This is a genomic window from Marmoricola sp. RAF53 (assembly GCF_052114005.1).
Classification (GTDB): domain Bacteria; phylum Actinomycetota; class Actinomycetes; order Propionibacteriales; family Nocardioidaceae; genus Marmoricola.
Genome location: NZ_JBFRDX010000038.1, coordinates 1 through 19,483 on the forward strand (window position 1 = coordinate 1; position 19,483 = coordinate 19,483).

Annotated in this window: 17 protein-coding genes and 1 pseudogene; 16 read left to right on the plus strand and 2 right to left on the minus strand. The window is 66.3% G+C overall.

Annotated features, from left to right (window positions below; translation table 11 throughout):
• Nucleotides 1-394: 394 nt before the first annotated feature.
• Nucleotides 395-1,624 carry a PucR family transcriptional regulator gene (locus AB4Y76_RS20580; protein ID WP_441928738.1) on the plus strand — a complete coding sequence of 410 codons (1,230 nt, stop codon included), beginning with the start codon at nt 395-397 and terminating at the stop codon, nt 1,622-1,624.
• A 68-nt stretch (nt 1,625-1,692) separates the two neighbouring features.
• On the opposite strand, the gene AB4Y76_RS20585 is transcribed toward AB4Y76_RS20580, so the two are convergent.
• Nucleotides 1,693-3,240, minus strand: a complete 1,548-nt coding sequence (locus tag AB4Y76_RS20585; protein WP_441928740.1) for a DUF885 domain-containing protein — start codon at nt 3,238-3,240, stop codon at nt 1,693-1,695.
• 61 nt (nt 3,241-3,301) lie between these two features.
• Nucleotides 3,302-4,609: an NAD(P)/FAD-dependent oxidoreductase gene (locus tag AB4Y76_RS20590; RefSeq protein ID WP_441928742.1), complete on the minus strand. Its 1,308-nt coding sequence runs from the start codon at nt 4,607-4,609 to the stop codon at nt 3,302-3,304.
• A gap of 231 nt (nt 4,610-4,840) precedes the next feature.
• Between AB4Y76_RS20590 and AB4Y76_RS20595 the strand changes: the two genes are divergently transcribed.
• The 15 genes and pseudogenes from AB4Y76_RS20595 to AB4Y76_RS20665 all read left to right on the plus strand — a co-directional run bounded on the left by AB4Y76_RS20595 (nt 4,841) and on the right by AB4Y76_RS20665 (nt 19,249).
• Nucleotides 4,841-5,050 (plus strand): hypothetical protein, encoded by a 210-nt coding sequence (locus AB4Y76_RS20595; RefSeq protein ID WP_441928744.1) that lies wholly within the window; start codon nt 4,841-4,843, stop codon nt 5,048-5,050.
• Between the two features lie 11 nt (nt 5,051-5,061).
• Nucleotides 5,062-5,292: a hypothetical protein gene (locus tag AB4Y76_RS20600; RefSeq protein ID WP_441928746.1), complete on the plus strand. Its 231-nt coding sequence runs from the start codon at nt 5,062-5,064 to the stop codon at nt 5,290-5,292.
• Nucleotides 5,293-5,300: 8 nt separating this feature from the next.
• Nucleotides 5,301-5,786 (plus strand): hypothetical protein, encoded by a 486-nt coding sequence (locus AB4Y76_RS20605; protein ID WP_441928748.1) that lies wholly within the window; start codon nt 5,301-5,303, stop codon nt 5,784-5,786.
• Nucleotides 5,787-5,855: 69 nt separating this feature from the next.
• Nucleotides 5,856-6,446: a hypothetical protein gene (locus AB4Y76_RS20610; RefSeq protein ID WP_441928749.1), complete on the plus strand. Its 591-nt coding sequence runs from the start codon at nt 5,856-5,858 to the stop codon at nt 6,444-6,446.
• A gap of 141 nt (nt 6,447-6,587) precedes the next feature.
• A complete protein-coding gene (locus AB4Y76_RS20615; protein WP_441928751.1) occupies nt 6,588-7,583 on the plus strand; it encodes an IS481 family transposase in 996 nt (331 codons plus the stop codon).
• Between the two features lie 238 nt (nt 7,584-7,821).
• Nucleotides 7,822-8,739 carry an alpha/beta hydrolase gene (locus AB4Y76_RS20620; protein ID WP_441928753.1) on the plus strand — a complete coding sequence of 306 codons (918 nt, stop codon included), beginning with the start codon at nt 7,822-7,824 and terminating at the stop codon, nt 8,737-8,739.
• A 138-nt stretch (nt 8,740-8,877) separates the two neighbouring features.
• Complete coding sequence (locus AB4Y76_RS20625) at nt 8,878-9,645, plus strand: enoyl-CoA hydratase-related protein (protein WP_441928755.1); 768 nt, start codon at nt 8,878-8,880, stop codon at nt 9,643-9,645.
• A 2-nt stretch (nt 9,646-9,647) separates the two neighbouring features.
• Nucleotides 9,648-11,270 carry an AMP-binding protein gene (locus tag AB4Y76_RS20630; RefSeq protein ID WP_441928757.1) on the plus strand — a complete coding sequence of 541 codons (1,623 nt, stop codon included), beginning with the start codon at nt 9,648-9,650 and terminating at the stop codon, nt 11,268-11,270.
• Nucleotides 11,267-12,109 carry an SDR family NAD(P)-dependent oxidoreductase gene (locus AB4Y76_RS20635; RefSeq protein WP_441928759.1) on the plus strand — a complete coding sequence of 281 codons (843 nt, stop codon included), beginning with the start codon at nt 11,267-11,269 and terminating at the stop codon, nt 12,107-12,109. The genes AB4Y76_RS20630 and AB4Y76_RS20635 overlap by 4 nt, the downstream gene beginning before the upstream one ends.
• A gap of 299 nt (nt 12,110-12,408) precedes the next feature.
• Nucleotides 12,409-13,099, plus strand: a pseudogene (locus AB4Y76_RS20640) (alpha/beta hydrolase fold domain-containing protein).
• 259 nt (nt 13,100-13,358) lie between these two features.
• Nucleotides 13,359-13,601, plus strand: a complete 243-nt coding sequence (locus AB4Y76_RS20645) for a MaoC/PaaZ C-terminal domain-containing protein (protein ID WP_441928761.1) — start codon at nt 13,359-13,361, stop codon at nt 13,599-13,601.
• Nucleotides 13,602-14,146: 545 nt separating this feature from the next.
• A complete protein-coding gene (locus AB4Y76_RS20650; protein WP_441928763.1) occupies nt 14,147-15,361 on the plus strand; it encodes an ABC transporter substrate-binding protein in 1,215 nt (404 codons plus the stop codon).
• 35 nt (nt 15,362-15,396) lie between these two features.
• Nucleotides 15,397-18,228 carry an ABC transporter permease subunit gene (locus AB4Y76_RS20655; protein ID WP_441928765.1) on the plus strand — a complete coding sequence of 944 codons (2,832 nt, stop codon included), beginning with the start codon at nt 15,397-15,399 and terminating at the stop codon, nt 18,226-18,228.
• Nucleotides 18,229-18,233: 5 nt separating this feature from the next.
• Nucleotides 18,234-18,950, plus strand: coding sequence for an ABC transporter ATP-binding protein (locus AB4Y76_RS20660; protein ID WP_441928768.1), 717 nt, complete (start codon nt 18,234-18,236; stop codon nt 18,948-18,950).
• A 152-nt stretch (nt 18,951-19,102) separates the two neighbouring features.
• Nucleotides 19,103-19,249, plus strand: coding sequence for a hypothetical protein (locus tag AB4Y76_RS20665; protein WP_441928766.1), 147 nt, complete (start codon nt 19,103-19,105; stop codon nt 19,247-19,249).
• Nucleotides 19,250-19,483 lie beyond the last annotated feature (234 nt).

Below are 19,483 nucleotides of genomic sequence, written 5' to 3' on the forward strand. Positions count from 1 at the left end.
ACCTGCGCCATCGAGGCATCAGAGTCGCGGTAGACCCGGATCACGTCCTCGCGGAACTCCTTGGGAAACGCCTTCGGCATGGTGCACATCCTTCCAGCGTCGACACACGTCGACGCAGATCAGATGTCACCTATCCGTGCAGCAGACCCGTTTGCTGAACTCCAGCGCGCTAGTTGCCTAGGCAGACTTCGGGCTTAGGCAGGCACCACTGATCCCGCCCGTTCGACCATGCGAAGGCCGGTCGCCATGACATCGCGCAAGTCCCCGCCAAATGCCGCCAGGTCCCAACCCGGCCTCCGTCGGACGGGAGGCGGGAGTGGGCTTCCCAAGACGTGGGCGCCGAGGCGACGACCGGCCCGATGCGCCTGGATTGTCTATCGCTAGCATGCTCAGCATGGCTTCTGACCTGCAGCGTTTGGTCGATCACCTGGGCAACCGTCTCGGTCGCTCGGTCGCGATCGACGACGCCCAGATCCGCTTGCTGGCGTACAACGCCCACACCACCGGGGTCGACGCCATCAGGGTCGATTCGATCATGCACCGACGCGTTTCTCAGACGGTGCGTGATTACCTCAGGGACCTCGACGTGCAGAAGGCGGAGGACGTGTTCACCGTGCCGGCACGTCCGAGCATGGGGCTCACCGTGGAACGAACCGGCATGCCAATACGGCGCGAGCGGGTCCTGCTGGGATTCATCTGGTTCGTCGGGTCCGATGGCCCAGTGACCGACATGGAGGCCGATGCGTTGCGGGAGGCGGCCGGGCAGGCCGCGCTGATCCTGCACCAGCAGCGGCTCGCCGGTGAATTCGCGATAGGCCAAGAGCGAGAACTGCTGCGAGACCTCCTCGCCGAGGATCCAGAGCTCCACGTTGGTGCCGCCGAGCAACTCGTCGAACAAGAGCTGATTAACGCGGGTCGGGTGACTGCGCTGGTGGCGACGGTATCCCAACAGCCAGGTGAGCCGTTGGCCGAACGGGACCGCGTCGCGTTGAGCGCAGCGGTCGAGTTGGGAAGGCGACGGCTGCCTCCGCGAGCCGCCCTCACGTTGCAACGGCCTGGCCACGCACTGCTGGTCACGGTCTCTCCGGCCCACACAAGGACCGGCGAGACGCCTGCAGAGGTCGCCTTCGTGGTGCGCGAGAAGTTGATGGCTGAGAGCGGTCGGGATTCCGGAACGTGTTGGGTTGGCATTGGCGGCACCTGCGCCCACATCAGCGACCTGAGGCACAGCTACAACCAAGCGTGGCGCGCCGCCGAAGTCGCTCGGGTCACCGGCGTCGTCGGGCCAATCGCGGACTACGCCAACCTCGGGGTGTACGCGCTGCTGAGCCACCTGTCCTCGCAACAACTCTCCGAGTCCCTGCACCCTGGCGTCCGCTCACTACTACAGATCGGAAGCGGGCACGACGATCTCGTCGCAACGCTCACCATGTACCTCGAAAACGCTGGTGACATCAAGCGCACTTCCGACGCGCTGTACATCCATCGCGCAACGCTCTACAACCGCCTGCGTCGCATCGAAACACTCTCCGGATTGGACCTGTCCCGCGGCGAGGATCGCCTCACCGCCCACCTCAGTCTGAAAGTCGCCCGGCTGCTGGAAGTCCCGCCAGTCCAGCAGTGACTCAGACGGCTCCTATCTCCCGGCGACCGAAAGTCGCCACCCGGACGGCGCTAACTCGCTGTGCGCGATCACACGGGTGAAGCCACTTGGTCGACGCGTTGCCGCATCCTTGTGAGCGGCACGGCGCCCCCTCCGACCATCGCCTCATGGACGTCTAGGATGTCTCCCCCCAGCGAGGACTCGCGGGCCTCCTGGAACGCCAGGTACCCGCCGCGGTAAGCGAGTGCCTGGGCAGGCAGGTCCGTCGCGTACCGCAAAGCCTCCAACGCGATCTGGCCGTCGTCGTCCAATGTGTTGGCGCGCATGAAGGCATGCGCGCGGGGAAGATTCCATCGTCCAAGATTCAGTGCCGTGTCGACCACGAGGCGCGTCGCGGTGTAACGCTCGTGGCACAGCCGGCCGTATGCGTCCCAGTCGTCCTCGTAGGATCCCAGCTCCCATCCGAGGCCGGACGCGTATTCGGCCCAGCCTTCCTCGAACGCCGTCAATCCGATTGCGTACCGCTGGACCGGATGCAAGTCGGCGTTCTCGTTCTGTCGCGCGAGGTGAAAGTGGTGGCCGGGAACGAGCTCGTGCAGGATCAGCGCGGCTGCGGTGAGTTGTGAGCGGGAGCCAAGACCCGAGCCGTTGAACAAGTACAACCCGACCGGGTCGCTGGGCGTCGGGATCCGGTAGTAACCGAATGCCAGAGCGGACTCGACGGCAGGGTCGGCTCTCCGGACGTCGTATGGGGCTTGGGGGAAGACGCGGAACAGCTCGGCGATGCCTGGCTCGGCGTGGCGCATGTGCCGCCGATAGAGAGCAGCAACTGCGTCCGGGCTCTCGGCGTACAGGTGCGGTTGCGCGGCGACCCACGAGCGCGCCTCTACGTCGTCGGCCGGGCCGCCGAGCTTCGAGCGCAGCTCGGCCATCTGGTCCGACAGTTCGGCGCACTGCTCCAACCCCAGCTGGTGCAGATCGTCGGGATCCGTATCGAGGGTCATTTCCTGCCGGACGAACGCTCGGTAGATCTCGTCGCCGCCGGGCAATGAGTGCACACCAACGGCCTCGCCGGCTACCGTTTTCGAGGCTTCGATCTCGGCGAGCACGTCTGTGCACGCCTGTGCGACAGCCTCGTCGAACAGCGACGTCGACAACTCGCTCCGGAGTGCGAGCCAGGTGGAGCGGGACTCCGCCAGCGCCTCGCGCGGCAGCACGATGCCCCGTGCCCTTTGCTCCCGCACCAGCCCAGCAATCGAGCGTAGACGGGCGGCGAACTGCGGGACCAGGTGCGCGCGCTCCCCTTCGGGACGGTGCGCTATACCCTTGGCGACTGTCGGCAGCAACCGCGACTGGTAAGGCGCTGCCGGGTGGATATGCCACATCTGGTCGACCCATCCAGCGTGTCGCCTCAGCAGCATCTCGAGCACGGCTGCAAGGTCCTCGTCCTCGGCCGGAATCACCACCGCAGACAACCTGTCGAGCAGCGCTCGGGCCTCGGCCGACTGGAGCGCGACCGTGCCTTCGTCCACAGGCTCGATCACGTCGATCTCACCACCGGCCACCACCGCGCAGTAGGGATCGCGCCGCTTGAGTAGCGGCCAGTACTCGTCGGCAATAACGGTGACCGAGTCCATCAGGTTCTCCTCATCAGTCGGTCCTGGGTCGTTGCGCGGAGGGCGCGGCCACTCGCAACCATCATCCCAGCACCGTGCCGGGTGAGCTCGTGTCCGTTTCGCGCTTGCGGGAAAAGCGGCCGACGTCGATAGTCCGTCCGGTCCGGGGAGCCTGGAAGCGCACCGGCTCGGCGTCGTGGTCGTAGCCGCCCTCCACTGCAGTGATCAGCGTGTTCATCAACTGGCCGACGGCGGGCGCGTTCTTGAACTGGTTCCCGCTCGTCCCCATGGCGACGTAGTAGCCGTCGAGAGCGGTCCGGTCATAGATCGGGCTCCAGTCCGAGGCGACGTCGTAAACCCCCGCGATCCCTCTCGGAACGTTTGGAACGCCGAGGTCGGGGAAGCGGCGTGCGGCCCGCGTGACCTGTGCCTCGAACACCGGCTTCGTGCGCGTGAGGTCGACCGCGTCGGGGTCTTCCACCCAAGTCAGGGGATCGCACGCCGGCTCCGTGCCCCCGATCAGCATTCCGTCTCCGGTCGTCGGACGGAGGTAAATGCCGAGATCGAGGTCGCCGATGATCGGGCCCATGCGCTCTTGGGAGTTGAAGCCGGTGGGAGCCGTGACGTGGTGCACCTCCTGGCGAAGGGGGCGCACGGTAACGGTGAAGTCGCTGCCCACGCCGGCCATGGCGTTGACTCGACCTGACCACGGACCCGCCACGTTGACGACGACGGGCGCGCTGATCTGCTCGCCGTCGGCAAGTACCACGCCGCTCACCCGTCCCGCGGACCTCGTCACTTCGGTGACCAGCCTTTTGAACAGGAACTGGGCGCCATGTCGCATGGCCACATCGGCGAGGTTCTGCGACGCCAGCATCGGATCGTTGACGAACCCGGCATCAGGCGTGTAGATCGCGCAGAGCTCGCCATCGCCGTCCGCCCAGAACCCGTCGTCATCGAGCCGCTTCGGCGGCCAGAAGCGGTGCGCGTCGATGCCGGGCACTCGCTCGCGAAGCGTCGCAGGGTCCCAGATCTCGAAGGGCACCCCGACCTCGGTGAACATCGCACCGATTTGGGCCACCCGCGTATCCGGGCTATCGAGGACGATGCCTCCTACTTGGTGCATCGCCGCCAACCCCGTCCCCGGATCGCCTCCGAGGTGCTCGGCCCAGTTGCTCCAGCAGTGGTACGCCTCCCAGGAGAGAGCCACGGCATCGCGTGTCGAGAAGTTGAACCGCACCACCGCGCTCGAGGCACTTGTGGAGCCATGACCCGCCCCGGCTGCCTTGTCCACGACGACGACGTCCCGACCGGCGCGCGCCAGCTCCAGCGCCACCGATGAGCCGATCACGCCTGCGCCCACCACGACCACGTCAGCGCCTATCGCCATCAACACTCCTTGAAGACGTCGTCCGGCCCATCGCTTCGTCCGGACTCCTCAGGGGATCCAGCATGCTGGCACGCCTGGGCCCACGCATCCGACGAATGTCAAGTGACCTCGACCTCGTTCTCGACACCCGACAACGTCGCAAGGCATTAGGTCGACATGCGACGAATGACGATGGCTGCCCATCGTCGCCCTACCTAGGCCTGTCGTCCTACACAAAGATGGAGCGACCTCATGAGCATCGAACTTGAGCCCGCGCACGTTCCGACCCAGCAACGAGCCAGGTTCGCCGTCACCGCCGAGCAGCTCGGGCGCTATCAGATCGATGTCCCACTCCCGGTCGACTACTCCTCGTCGACCCGTGATTACCCGGTGATCGTCGTCCTGGACGCGAACGACCGTTTCGAAGCCGTGCACGCATCGTCAACGGGCTCGGCTTCCTAGCAGCGAATCTGATGCTGCCGGCGTCGATCGTCGACGGAGTCCGCTACCCGGAGGGCGAGGGAATGGTCGGCTGGTACGGGCGGCGCAACCACGACTTCTTCGGTCCGTGGGGCATGCCCGATCGGGCCGGCCAATTGATCTCCCAGGTCTCCGACGCCATGGCCGCAGCTGGTGGCACGCCGGATCTCACACTGCGTGCCGGCGGCGCAGATCGATTCCTGAACTTCCTTGGTCAGGGCTGATCCCGGCCTTGGCGCAGAAGTACCGTGTTGATCTTCACGCCCGTCGCACCATCATTGGCGAGTCCAGTGGCGGTCACTTCGTGCTCCACGCGCTCTACTACTTGGACTCGCCGTTCCGCCGCTACCTCGCAGTGAGCCCCGCCTTCGGCATGCCGCCCGGAGCGATCCTCCGTCGCGAGGCAGAGTTCGCCACAGACCGCGACGACCACGACGTCGAGGTCTACATCGCTGCGGCCGGTCAGGCCATGACCGGCGCGCACGCCCTCGGCCACGAGGTGAGCGGCATGGCGTGGGTGCGTGAGCAGGTCGCCATTCGGGCCTGGCCCTCGGCGCGCATCCACGCGGAGCTGCTCATCGGCGAACAGCACGGGCTCGCGTTCGCCCGCGCCGCCGAAGCAGGACTTCTGTTCCTAGTCGAAGGGAACCGCGAGCGCGTCTGCGACGAGGAAGGGATCCAGACCTGCCCCCCCGAGCCCGGGCAGGAGCGACCGTGACACTGCCGAGAGGCCACGCGATGACCGACGCCCCCCCCGCAATACATGTCACCTGAACACGTCGCGGCGATGAACGACCTGCTGCGCGACGACGAGGGGATTCGGGCCGCCTGCGCCCAGCTCGATCGACTGCGAGCGATGACGTTCCGCGTGGTGGACGTGCCAGTCGGAGAGCACATCTTCTGGACTATCACCTACCGCGACACACTGCAGTTCTCGCTGACCGACCATCCCCCCGACATCATGGTCACCGCAACCTGGGATGACATGGTCCGCGCCACCCGCTCCAGCCGCGCTGGAAGCCCCACAAAGCCCGAGCTCAGCGTGCAGGGTTCCGAAGCACTTTCGCCCAACTGCTGGCGATTTTGGAGATCGGTCGAGTCGTGGCAACCCTCGACATTCGCCTGCCCGAAGCGTGAGAGTCTCACGACGCGACGCGGACGACGCGTGGTCCGCGTGACGCCGAGGGCGTGGAACAAGGCACGTGGATCGACGAGGAGACTGCCGCCATCAGCGCCGAGAACGACGCCCGCTCGCGTGCCGACCTTTACGAGCCGGTCCACGCCGTTCTGGGCGATGCACGGCATGGGCTTGTCCGCCGAGATCGCTCGCCCCTCGTCCGCGACCCGCATCCGACGTCGAGGGGCTGCGTATCGCTGACTAGATAGGTACCGCAAAGGTCGGCTAGATGTGGTGTCCAGGGACGTTGTTTCGTGACACGGCCCTGAGTTGCTGGAAGGCGAAGGCCTCCGGTTGTGAAGTGGAGATGTCTAGTAACCGCTTCGCACCCAGGAGGCCTTCGTGTCCCACGCTAACGCTGCTCTGACCCCAAAAGCTCGACTACGCCTGGCTCGGTTGATCGTCGAGGACGGCTGGAAGCCTTCGGTGGCGGCCAAGATGTTCATGGTCTCGACCGTGACCGCCCGCAAGTGGGCGGCCCGACTACGGACTGAAGGGCCCGCCGGAATGCTCGACCGGTCGTCCCGGCCGAGGCATTGTCCGCACCTGACCCCGGCGCCGGTGCGCCGTCAGATTCTCGAGCTGCGGTGGCGCCAGCGACTCGGCCCGGTCCAGATCGGCGGCCGATTGGGAGTCCCGGCCTCGACGGTGCACGCGGTCCTGGTTCGGGCGGGGGTGAACCGGCTGTCGCGGATCGACCGGGTCACCGGTGAACCGATCCGCCGCTATGAGCACCCGCATCCGGGCGCGATGATCCACGTCGATGTCACCAAGTTCGGCAACATTCCCGACGGCGGTGGTCACCGCTTCCTGAGCCGGCAGCAGAGCAAACTCAACGCCACTGCGATGGCTCAACGAACCGGCCAACGCGGGAAGCAGTCCCGTCCCTTGATCGGTACTGCCTACTTGCACACCGTGATCGACGACCACTCCCGGGTTGCCTACGTCGAGATCTGTGGCGACGAGAAGGCCGAGACCGCTGTCGGAGTCCTGCAACGCGCCGTTGCTTGGTTCGCCGACCGAGGCGTGGTCGTCGAGCGGGTGCTCTCCGACAACGGCAGCTGCTACCGCTCCTTCGCCTGGCGTGACGCCTGCGCCGTCCTCGGCATCACCCACAAACGAACCAGGCCCTATCGGCCCCAGACCAACGGCAAGAGCGAGCGGTTCCACCGCACCCTGGCCGACGGCTGGGCATACGCCCGGTTCTACGGCTCAGACGGCGAGCGCAGGGCAGCCCTGCCGGAGTGGATCCACTTCTACAATCACCACCGGATCCACTCCGCCATCGGCGGCACGCCCATCAGCAGGCTGACCAACCTGCCTGGACATCACAGGTAGACCGCGGACCCTGACCCGGGGGACGCGCGACCCTCTGGAGGATCCCGAAGAGTGTTCCGCACCTGCCTCTGCCGCTGGGCTCACTCAAGCCCATACGGGTGTGGCCGTTGCGGCGGGCGACGTGTCGAAGCGCGGCGCCCCTTAATCCGACAGACGTCGATTGTGCGGCAACCCGCGCTCCACGATGCTGTCCTGCAAGCGACAACCTTCATGTCCGCGTCAACGATCGGAGGTCGAGATGACCAAGGGCCCTGGACCGTTTGAGACGTTCTCCCTTCCACACGCCGAGGCGTTCGACATGCTTGCGGCATCGGGGGAGACTTACCGGATCTCGGTCGGCTTCCCCGCGTCCTATGCGAGTACGAGCACGAACTATCCGGTCATCTATGTGCTCGACGCGGACTTCTTCTTCGGCACGATGCTCGAGGTGGTGCGCTTTCGCGGCCTGCTCGGGGAGATCTCGGAAGCCGTCGTCGTCGGCATCGGCTACCCGCTGGGTACCGACTTCCGCACCACGAACCTGCGGCGCACGTACGACTTCAGCACCAGCGAGTGGGACCTGACCACACCCGTCGGGCGCGATGTCAAGGGCGTCTACGACGCGATGGGTGCTGAGCCGCACTTCGGGGGTGCTCCGGCATTCCTGGACTTCCTCACAGAGGACGTGCAGCCCCTGATCGCGGACCGCTACCGCGTCGACACAGCCGACGCCGCGCTGTTCGGTGTCTCCGCCGCCGGCAACTTCGTCGGACATTCGCTCTTTCGGCGGCCGGAGGCGTTCGTCAAGTACGTCGCAGCGAGCCCAGGCTTCTGCTACAACGACTGGGACGTCTTCGCTCTCGAAGAGGAGTACGCCAATACGCACGACGACCTCGACGCCGTCGTGTACCTCGCCGCAGGATCCGGCGAAACGTTCCAGCTGGCAAGCGGCGGGCTCGTCAGTGGGACAGTCCGAATGGCCGAGACGTTGCACCAGCGTCGGTACCCGAGCCTCCAACTAAGCTGCGACATTCTCGCCGACAAGACCCACATCCCGGCGGCCGTCGAGGCGCTCAACCGCGGGCTCGACCTGTTCTGGCCGGGGACGGCGTTCGAGATGAGTGAGGAACGCATGTCGCGCATCGAGAACTCACGGAAAGGCTCGACCGCGACCTAACCCAGGTCACCCTGCCACGACGCAGACAACCGAGGAGCGCCGCTGGTCGTGGCCGACGGATCCTGTCCATCGTGCTCTCAAAACAGGTCAGTCGCGCTTTGTCAGCGCCACCATCATCGACAGAGGGAGGTACTTGCGTTGTTCGAGTCCATCGAGTTCCGGACCGAAGACGGCATCGGCACCGTGTGGCTGAACCGGCCACCGGTCAACGCGGTCGACAGCACTATGTACGTTGAGATCAAGACGTTCTTCGACGAGATCGACATCCACCTCCCGGACGCCCGAGTCATCGTCCTGGCCGGCCGAGGGAAACACTTCTGCGGCGGTAACGATCTCGCGGAGTTCCAGACGATGACCCCCGACAACGCAGGCGAGCGAATGCGGCTGGTCCGCGAGTCGTTCTGGGCGATCTACGATTGCCCCGTGCCGGTGATCGCGGCCGTGCACGGTGTCGCAGTAGGCACGGGTCTCGCCATTGCAGCCTCATGCGATCTGATCGTGGCCGCGGAGGGCGCGCGATTCGCCCTACCCGAGGTCAACGTCGGTGTCATGGGCGGTGCCAAGCATCTATCGCGCCTCGTACCCCAAGGCATGGTGCGTCGGATGCACCTTCAGGGCGATCTCGTCGACGTCGCCGAGATCGCGCCCTTCGGCGGGATTGCCGAGGTCGTCCCCCCGGAGCAGCTGATGGACGCCGCGCATCGGCTCGCCGCGTCGATCGCCCGCCACAGTCCGGCAGTCCTGCGCTTCGCCAAACGCAGCCTGAACACGATCGAACACATGGACCTGAAGCAGGGCTACGAGTCCGAGCAGCGCCTGACGGTGGAGCTGTCGGGCTACGAGGACGCTAAGGAGGCGGTCAACGCCTTCGTCGAACGGCGCCCGCCGGTGTACACGGGACGCTGACAATGCGTCGCTCAGAACAGGCCGACGAGCCACGCATCGACGCCTACCTACCGCGCGCCGCGATGGCGTACCCGGACCGTCTGGCGCTCGTCGACGGGCGGCGCCGATGGACTTACACCGAGCTCGACGCCGAAGTCCGGCGCTGGGCCGGAGTTCTGGCCGCCCGCGGAATCGGGGCCGGGGACGTCGTCTCGTGGCAGCTGCCCAACTGGGGCGAGGCGGTTGTGCTCCACCAAGCCGTCCTGCGCATCGGGGCGGTCAGCAACCCGATCGTCCCGATCTACCGACACTCTGAGGTGTCGTTCATCCTTCGGCAGGCTCGGTCGAAAATTCTGTTCGTCCCCGGCGTCTTCCGCGGGTTCGACTTCGCCGCCATGGCGTCGGAACTCGCCGATAGCGCTCCCGACCTGCGGTCCGTGGTGATCGTACGTCCGGACGGTCCGTTGGACTCGTCGCAAGTCGCCCTGGATGACTTCCTGGCGGACGGACCGCCTCTGTCGTCCGACGGTACGACGGCCCGCGGCGACGGAGTCGCCCTGCTGCTCTACACCTCGGGAACTACGTCGAGCCCCAAGGGCGTCCTGCACACGCACGCGACGCTCGACCACGAGAACCGCAGCATCATCGAGTTCTTCGGCCTGAGCCCAGAGGATGTCGTGTTCATGCCGTCGCCGGTGACCCACATCACAGGCCTGCTCTACGGGATGCAGTTGCCGTTCATGCTCGGCGCCAGCGTTGTGCTGCTCGACGTCTGGGAGCCCGCGGCCGGCCTCGCGAGCATCGAACAACACGGCTGCACGTTCACAGTCGCGGCAACGCCGTTCCTTCACGGCATGCTCGAGCACCCTGGTCGAACCGCGGCCATGACGAAGTCGATGCGCGTCTTTGCCTGTGGCGGGGCGGACGTGCCGCCCGAGCTTGTACGCCGCGCCACTGCGGAATTCGGGTGCATGGTGAGCCGGATCTACGGCTCCACCGAGTTCCCGACGGCCACCAGCAGCAACGCCAGCGACTCTCTCGACGCTCGCGCCTGCACCGACGGTCGGCCGATCGGACAGGCCGAAGTGAGGGTCGTCGACGCGGACGGTACCGAGGTGCAGGCTGGAACCGTCGGCCTGCTGCTGGTCCGCGGCCCCGAACTATTCCTCGGCTACCTCGATTCGGAGCTTGACGCGGCGGCGTTCACACCCGACCGGTGGTTCGTCACCGGAGACCTGGCGGTACGAGACGACGACGGATACGTGCGCATTGCCGGCCGCGAGAAGGACATCATCGTGCGCGGTGGCGAGAACATCAGCGCCAAGGAGATCGAGGATCTGCTCTTCGAGCATCCGAAGGTCGCCGACGTGGCAGTGGTGGCGATGCCGGATCCTGTGCTCGTCGAGCGGGTCTGCGTCTTCATCGTGACAGCTGCCGGGGCCGACGTGGAGTTGGCCGAGCTGACGACATGGCTGCGGGGGCGGCGCATCGCCAACCAGAAGCTCCCAGAACGTCTTGTTTTGACCACCGAACTGCCCCGCACCGCCAGCGGCAAGGTACAGAAGTTCAAGTTGCGAGAGAGGCTGAGGCAGCGAGCAGAGCCTGCCGGCCCCGACACGTCGTCCAGGATGGGATCGGACATATGAACGAGACCTTCAGCATCTACCCCGACCTTGCCGGCAAGGCAGTGCTGTGTGTTGGCGCGGCCAGTGGCATCGGGTTGTCCATGGCGCACGGTTTCGCGGCCAACGGCGCGGACGTGGCCCTCATGGATGTGAATACCGAGGCGCTCGAGCACGCCGCTGCCGAGCTCAAGGCAACGCATCGGGGATCTCGGGTCGTGAGCGTCGCAGCATCCGTGACCGTCGAAAATGACGTCCTCCAAACCGTCGACGCCACCCTGGAGGCTTTCGGACGCATCGACGTGCTGGTGAACAACGCGGGAGTCTCGGGCAAGAAGTCCTCGCTCGACCTCACCGCCGACGACTGGCGCCGTATCGTTGACATCGACCTGACTGGGGCGTTCCTTGTGGCCCAGTCCGTTGGCCGTCACATGGTTGCGCGCGGCTCGGGGGTCATCCTCACCACGGCCTCGATGTGGGGCGTGGCCACGTCGGCGGGACGGGTTGCGTACAGCGCGGCCAAGACCGGAGTCGTCGCCATGACCAAGGGTCTCGCCGTTGAGTGGGCGCCCGCCGGCGTGCGGGTCAACGCGATCGCACCCGGTTACATTCACACGCCGATGATCGACGACCTTGTCGCGCAGGGCGCGATCGACCTCGATGCGCTGAGCCGGGCCACCCCTGCCCGGCGCCTCGGCCGACCCGGAGAGGTAACCAACGCGGCCCTGTACCTCGCGTCCGACGCAGCGGAGTGGATCACCGGACACGCGCTGGTGATCGACGGAGGCTGGACCGCCAACGGCGACCTGATGCCGGTGCCGTCACCGTACGACTCGGGCCTGACAGAACAACTCCATCACTAGCACCGGAGACACAGTTGCTGCGCGACCCCCAGTCGATCTACCCACCCTTCGATCCTGAGCTCGAGACCGCCATACAGGCGGCCCGTGATGCCTTTCCTCCTCTGACGAGCGAGAACCTTGCCGCGGTACGAGCGATCGTGGCGAATGGTGACCTTGGCGCTCCGCAGGTCGACCTCACAGCAGGTGGAAGGATCTCGGTGGACGAGCGCACGGTCCCGGGACTGCCCGGAGATCCGGACGTCACGCTGCTGATCCTCACGCCCGCCGAAGGCACCGGTCCATGGCCAGCCATCTACTACGTGCACGGTGGCGGCATGGTCCTCGGTCATCGACGAAGCAACGTTGAGGCCTTCATCCCCTACGCGGCTGAGGGCAAAGCGGTCGTGATCTCGGTGGAGTACCGGCTTGCACCCGAGCATCCGGATCCTGCTCCCGTCGAAGACTGCTACGCCGGTTTGAAGTGGGCCGCGGAAACCGCTGCGCCTGGACGCCGGGCGACTCGTCATCGCCGGCTCCAGTGCGGGGGGCGGACTGGCCGCAGGCACCGCGCTCTTGGCTCGCGACCGCGCCTTCCCACAACTTAGCCACCAGGTTCTCATCTGTCCCATGCTCGACGACCGCCTCAAGACATGGTCGAGTCAGATGCTCGAGGGGGAGGGGACCTCGGACCGCTACGACAACCTGTTCGGCTGGACGGCGCTCCTCGGTGAGCGACGCGGAGGTGACGACGTCTCCTACTACGCGGCCCCGGCACGCTGTCAAGACCTCCAGGCTCTGCCCAGAACGTTCATCGATACCGGTTCGTCGGAGACGTTCCGCGACGAGATCCTCCTTTACGCGATGCGGCTGTCCCAGGCCGGCGTCAGCGTCGACCTGCACATGTGGGGCGGCGGCAGTCACGGGTTCGGCCTGCTGGTCCCGCAAGCAGCCATCTCCCGAGCTGCAATCGCAGCCCGAGACGGGTTTCTCGACGGAGCGCTCGCCTCCTGAGTCACAACATGGACGGCAACAACAGCCAGGTCGACCTCGCCGACGCAGATCGGCTCGACCACCGCTGCGGCCAACGATGGAAGCCGTCCTGGGGGCCCGCAGTCCGGGTCGATGCGGTCTCGCGACAACGAACAGCGGGACGATCGCCTGCATCCGTGTCCAAAACCTGCCGCGTTCCTCGTTCATATCTCCACGTGAAGGTCACGAGAAGGGACCCGGATGATCAGCATCACCATCGACGAACTACCACATATGCACGGTGACCTCGGCCACAGTGAGTGGATCACAATCGGACAGGGATCGCATCGACGCGTTCGCAGAAACCACCGAGGATCGGCAGTGGATCCACACCGACCCAGACCGGGCGGCGCGTGGGCCGTTCGGCACCACTATCGCGCACGGCTACTTGATCTTCGCCTGCGGCGCGGCGGCCGTGGTCACCCCGGTCGGCAGCCTGAAGTGGGACGGCGGCGAGGGCCCGGCCCGGCCTCGACAGACCTGACCATGCAGATCCATCAGTCGCTCGTCGACATTCAGTATGGCCGCGCCGACGACACCTTCGGCTGGATGCATCAGATCACCTGACTGGTTCACAGGCGAATGACGTGGGGATCGCGACACCCCAGTGGATGCGATCTCCGTGCGTGCGCCAGCTCGGTCCCCGACTCGTCAGCCCCGTCCCCGGCTCAGGACTTGAGTCTGCCCCGGCTGCGGAGCCTCGACCGCGAAACCTGAATCTTTCGCCACCCTTGACAAGCGAGAATCGTAACGCGTATGTTTCGAAAAGAGAAAGTAACGAATGTGGTGATGCGCTCTCTCTGTTCCTCGCTCCGCAATCTCGTGTCGTCTCCGACATGGACACGGCACGGAACGGGAAGGCGGCGGACGCGGGACGCGCCTTGATGCCATCGCCGTGCGGAATGCGAACGCGGCACCGCCCGCGGGTCTTGCCGAGCCGCGCCAAAAAATCCATCCCTTCACAACCTGCTGAGTCGAGGAGAAACGATGCGCACAACATCCCGGACACAACGAGGAACTGCATTGGCGGTGGCCGCGATCGCGTTCGCCCTGTTTGCGAGCGGTTGCTCGTCCAGCGACGCGTCTGGCGACAGTGCCAGCCGTAGCGGTGGAAGCGCCGACGACTCGGGAACTCCTGCGACTGGAAAGCCGATCAGGATCGGTTACAGCAACACGGAGGGCAAGGGAGCCAATTCCTTCCCGTCCTACACCCTGGGCGCTGAACTGGCCGTCAAGTGGGTGAACAGCCATGGCGGCGTCAATGGCCGCCCGCTCGAGCTCGACAAATGCCTCACTGACGGCAGCACGGCCTCGTCGCTGTCATGCGCGAACCGTTTCGCGGACGCCAAGGATTCGGTCGTACTCAGTGGCTACGACCTCGGCGCCGACGCAATGGTGCCGGTGCTCGACGGAGCAAAGATCCCGGCGTTCGGGATCATCTTCCAAGGCACGAAGGCCCAGGCGGACCCCAACTTCTACCAAGTCGCAGCGCCGCTCGCGACAGCTTTCACGCTGCCGTTCGGGACCTTTGCGGATGCAGACAAGAAGAACGTCGCATTCGTCAACGTCGACGTGCCGATCGTGCAGGAAGTCTTCAACTCCATGCTCAAGCCGATGGCCGCCCAGCTCGGGCTGTCCATCAGCCTGGTGACCTACGATCCGGCGTCGTTGGACTTCTCCTCCGTCGCCGCCACCCTCGTCGCCAACGGCTATGATGCGGTGCTGTTCGCGGGCAGCGACGAGCAGTGCAACGCCTTCGCCGGCGCCGCCTCGACTATGTCTTACCAAGGACTCATGAACATGGGCACCTGTAGCCAGTTCGCAGCCAAGCATGGAAGCAAGGTCGCCGGCTATCAGTCTCTGGGCTTCGTCTACCCCCCGGAGGCCCGGGACTCCACACCGAGTGCGGAGCAGGCAGACATCGACCAGTACGTCAACGACGTGGAGCAGGCCGGCAAGCAGGATGAGGCCGACAAGTTCTCCGTCGACGGATACGCGGCCGTGATGGATCTCGCGAACGTGCTCAAGACCGTGAAGGGGCCCGTCGACGCAGCCTCCGTGACCTCCGCATTCAACTCGCTCGCAGCGTTCGACGGATTCGCCGGGAACACCCTTGACTGTGCGCACCGCAGCGCAGCGCAGGGCGCCGCCTGCGACACCGAGATGCTGCTGATGGAGGTTAGCTCGGACGGGACGAGCCTCGACGTCGTGGGTGGCGGCTTCACCTCGCCGCCGACCAGCTGACCGGGCCGGCATCGGCAGATAGGGACGGCTTGGTGATGGATAGCTACGTGTTGTTGGCGGTGCTGGGTCTGGCGACGGGCGCGGTCTACGCCGGATTGGGCATGGGGGTCGTCACGACCTTCCGAGCGACCGGCGTGATGAACGTGGGTCAGGTCGGACTGGGCATGTGGGGTGCCTTCGTCGCCGACGAACTGCACACCAGTGGTGCGCTGGTGATGCCTTGGGTCGGTATCCCGTCGCACATCGCTCTCGGGTCTGGGTGGCCGGTGTGGCCGGCCGCCGCCGTCGGGGTGCTGAGCGCCGCAGCGCTGGGCATAGCGGTCCAGGTGCTGGTGTTCCGTCCGCTGCGGCGCGCGCCCCAGCTCGCGAAGATCGTGGCGACGGTCGGCCTGCTGCTCACGGTGCAGGCTCTGATCGTCCACGCCTTCGGCAACGACGCACGGCAGCCGGATCCGATGCTGACCACGGCGTCGTGGGACGTCTTCGGGGGGCTGCCGGTCGATCGGTTGGTGCTCGCCGGTCTGGTGATCGGGGTGGCGTTGCTGCTCGCGGCGCTGCAACGGTGGACGCTGCTCGGCGTGGCGGTGCGCGCCAACGCGGAGGACGAGACCTCTGTGGCCCTCGCGGGATGGTCACCGAACGGACTGGCCGCGACGGGTTGGGGTGTGGGCGCCGCCGTTTCCGCGTTGCTGATCATCCTGGCCGCACCAACGGTCGGTCTGTCACCTAACACGTTCCCGGCGCTGCTGGTCCCCGGTCTGGCCTGTGCGCTGGTAGGACGGCTGTCCTCACTGACAGCCACAGCGGTCGCTGCCCTCGCGCTCGGCGCCTTCCAGGCGGACATGATCCTGCTGGCGTCAAAGACATGGTGGCCGGGCTGGGCGCGCACCGGCCTGGGTGATGCCCTGCCGTTCCTCGTCGTGGTGGTGGCGTTGCTGCTCACTGGGCGCAAGCTGCCCGAGCGCGGCTCAACGGTCACCGATCGATTGCCGCCGGCCCCGCGGAACCCCCTGCGTTGGTCGGTCGTCGCTGCCACGGTCGCCGCGGGGGCGGTGCTGCTGGTTGCGACGTCGGGCACCTACCGCTTCGGAGCGATCAGCACGCTGGTGTTCGCGTTCTTCATGCTCTCGCTGGTGGTGGTCACCGGGCTCGTCGGGCAGGTCTCCCTCGCACAGGCGGCCGTCGGCGGGGCGTCGGCGTTCGTGATGGTCAAGGCCACTCACGACCTGGCCTTCCCGCTCAACATCGTCGTGGGGGTGGCGGCCGCTACCATTGCCGGCCTCCTGATCGGCGTTCCGGCGCTGCGCATCCGGCACGGACAGCTGGCAGTGGTCACGTTGGCCGCGGCCGTCGCAGTAGGCGCTTTCGTGTTCAACAACCCGGTGCTGAACCCGCCAGGCCAGGGCGGCCTGCCTGCGCCGCACTTGTTCGGTGTCGATTTCGCGGTCCGCAGCGGCGCGAACATCGCCCGGCTTCCGTTTGCCCTGCTGGTGCTCGCCCTCCTGGCGCTTGCATGTCTTTTCGTCGCCCGCCTCACCCGCGGTCGGTGGGGGCGTCGTTTCCTCGCGGTGCGCGATGACGAGCGTGCGGCCGCGGCCGCCGGGGTGAACGTGTCCCGGACCAAGCTCGCGGCCTTCGCCCTCTCATCCGGACTGGCCGGCCTGGGTGGGGCGCTATTGGCATACAGCCAGGGCCAGGCGTCCGCCGATTCGTTCACCGTCCTAATCGGATTGTCGTTCGTCGTGTACGCCTACCTCGGCGGCATCACCAGCGTCAGCGGTGCGCTGGTGGCGGCGGCGCTCGCCCCGGCCGGACTGCTCTACGTGATCCTGGATAACATCGTCGACCTCAGCACGTGGTACGCGCTGATCTCAAGTGTCGGGTTGGTCGTTGCGATCCTGCAGAACCCGGAAGGCGCAGTCGGGTCGCTCGCACGACTCCGCGAACGGCTGCGGGGCCGTCGTCACCACTCACGCGCGGAGAACCCTCGCGCCACTCCACCCGCCTCCCTGTCCGGTCCGGGCGGACTCGTCGCGACTACTCGCATCCCAGTGGGCCGAGTGTTGCTGGACGTGCGTGGGGTGAGCGTGCAGTACGGCGGCGTCACCGCCGTCAGCGACGTCTCCTTTCAGGTCCGCTCAGGTGAGGTCGTCGGCCTGATCGGGGCGAACGGGGCAGGCAAGAGCAGCCTGATCGACGCGATCACCGGATTCACGCCGCACAGTGGTGAGGTGCTACTTGGCGACCAACCGTTGGCCAAACTCGATCCTGCTGCCCGCTATCGCGCCGGCCTGGCGCGCACGTGGCAAACACCGTCGCTGTTCGTCGACCTCACCGTCGGTGACAACGTCGCGGTCGCGGCAGGGGGTGCTCGACCGGGCGACATGCTGCGCGACGTGCTCGGCCGACCGGAACGAGCCGACGCCGTGCAGCGCGCACTCGCTGCTGCTGGTGCCGAGCCGCTGGCCAATCAGGTACCGACCCAGCTGAGCACCGGTCAACAGCGCACCGCAGCGCTGGCCCGGGCGCTGGCGAACTCACCCACAGTGCTGCTTGCCGACGAACCGGCCGCAGGCCTCGACCCCGAAGAACGGCTGCAGTTGACCACCCGGCTGCACCGGCTCGCCAACGACGGCATGGGTGTCCTACTTGTCGAGCACGATCTCGACCTAGTCCTGCGCACATGTGATCGTCTTGTCGTACTTGACCTGGGCCATGTCATCGCAGACGGCAATCCCGATCAGGTTCGTACTAACCCGGCCGTTCGCGACGCCTACCTCGGTCCTTCCGCCTCCGTCGGCACCGAGGAACTCACGACATCCAGCCGGGACAGCGTGACGCTCTTGACGGCGAAGCAGGGCAGGTGACGATCATGGCAGCTATCAACGTTCGAGACCTCCGCGCGGGCCGGGGCGGTATCGAGGCGGTGCATGGGGTTGACCTCACTGCTAACGCAGGAGAGGTGACGCTCCTGCTCGGGCCCAACGGCGCCGGGAAGACGACGACCCTGCTCACAATCGCCGGCGTGATCCCTGCGCTCGGCGGCCAGGTCGAGGTCCTCGGCCGGCCGGTACGGGGAGGTTCTCCCCGACGGCAGATCGCCCGAGGCCTCGCCTACGTGCCGGAGGACCGGGGGCTGTTCGACCAGCTAACGGTTCGGGAAAACCTCCTCCTGCGTGCCCGCCGCGATGACAAGGCTCTGGCTGACGCTCTCGAACCGTTTCCCCAACTGTCTCAGCTACTCGGTCGACGGGTAGGCCTGCTCTCCGGTGGGGAGCAGCAGATGCTCGCCCTCGCCTGTGCTCTGGCGCTGCGCCCGAAGGTGTTGCTCATCGACGAGATGACGCTCGGGCTGGCCCCACGGATCGTGTCGCACATCCTGCCAGTGGTACGCGAGGTGGCCCGCAGCGGTATCGCGGTGCTGCTAGTCGAACAGCACATACACACCGCGCTGACGGTTGCGGACCGGTGTGTGGTTCTGCAGCGGGGTCATATCACCTATTCGGGCGTCCCTGACGAGTTGCGCGATGACAGCAGCGCGGCCGCTGCCGACTATTTTGGTGGAGCCCTGGACGGCGTCTCGTCTTGACCGCCCGTGGGCCGGCGCGTTGCATGTCTGTTTTCCCGCGGACTGCTGCGAGATTCTGGGGGAGCTCTCCCACCGCCATCGCCCAGTGCGACCACATCGGAAGTCCACGTGGCCGATTCCTGGCACTGAGCTTGTGCAGCTGCGATGGCGAGATGGCCAAGGATCGCAAGCGCAATGTGCTCCGACTCTTCTTCTCGTGGGTGCTCGGCTCCAAAGCCGTGAATCCCGTCGAGCGAGCCCACGTCATCAAAGGTGAGGTGGCCGCGCTTCTCGCACCCGTGTCCCGGCGGGCGGAATAGGGCCGCTACTGGCCGATCGCGGCCGGTTGTCCTGTGGCGAGGCGTGCGCGCCGGTGGGTTGTCCCGCCACGGGGACAGCAGGCGGGGGTCTGCTGCACGGATAGGTGACATCTGATCTGCGTCGACGTGTGTCGACGCTGGAAGGATGTGCACCATGCCGAAGGCGTTTCCCAAGGAGTTCCGCGAGGACGTGATCCGGGTCTACCGCGACTCTGATGCCTCGATGGCGCAGGT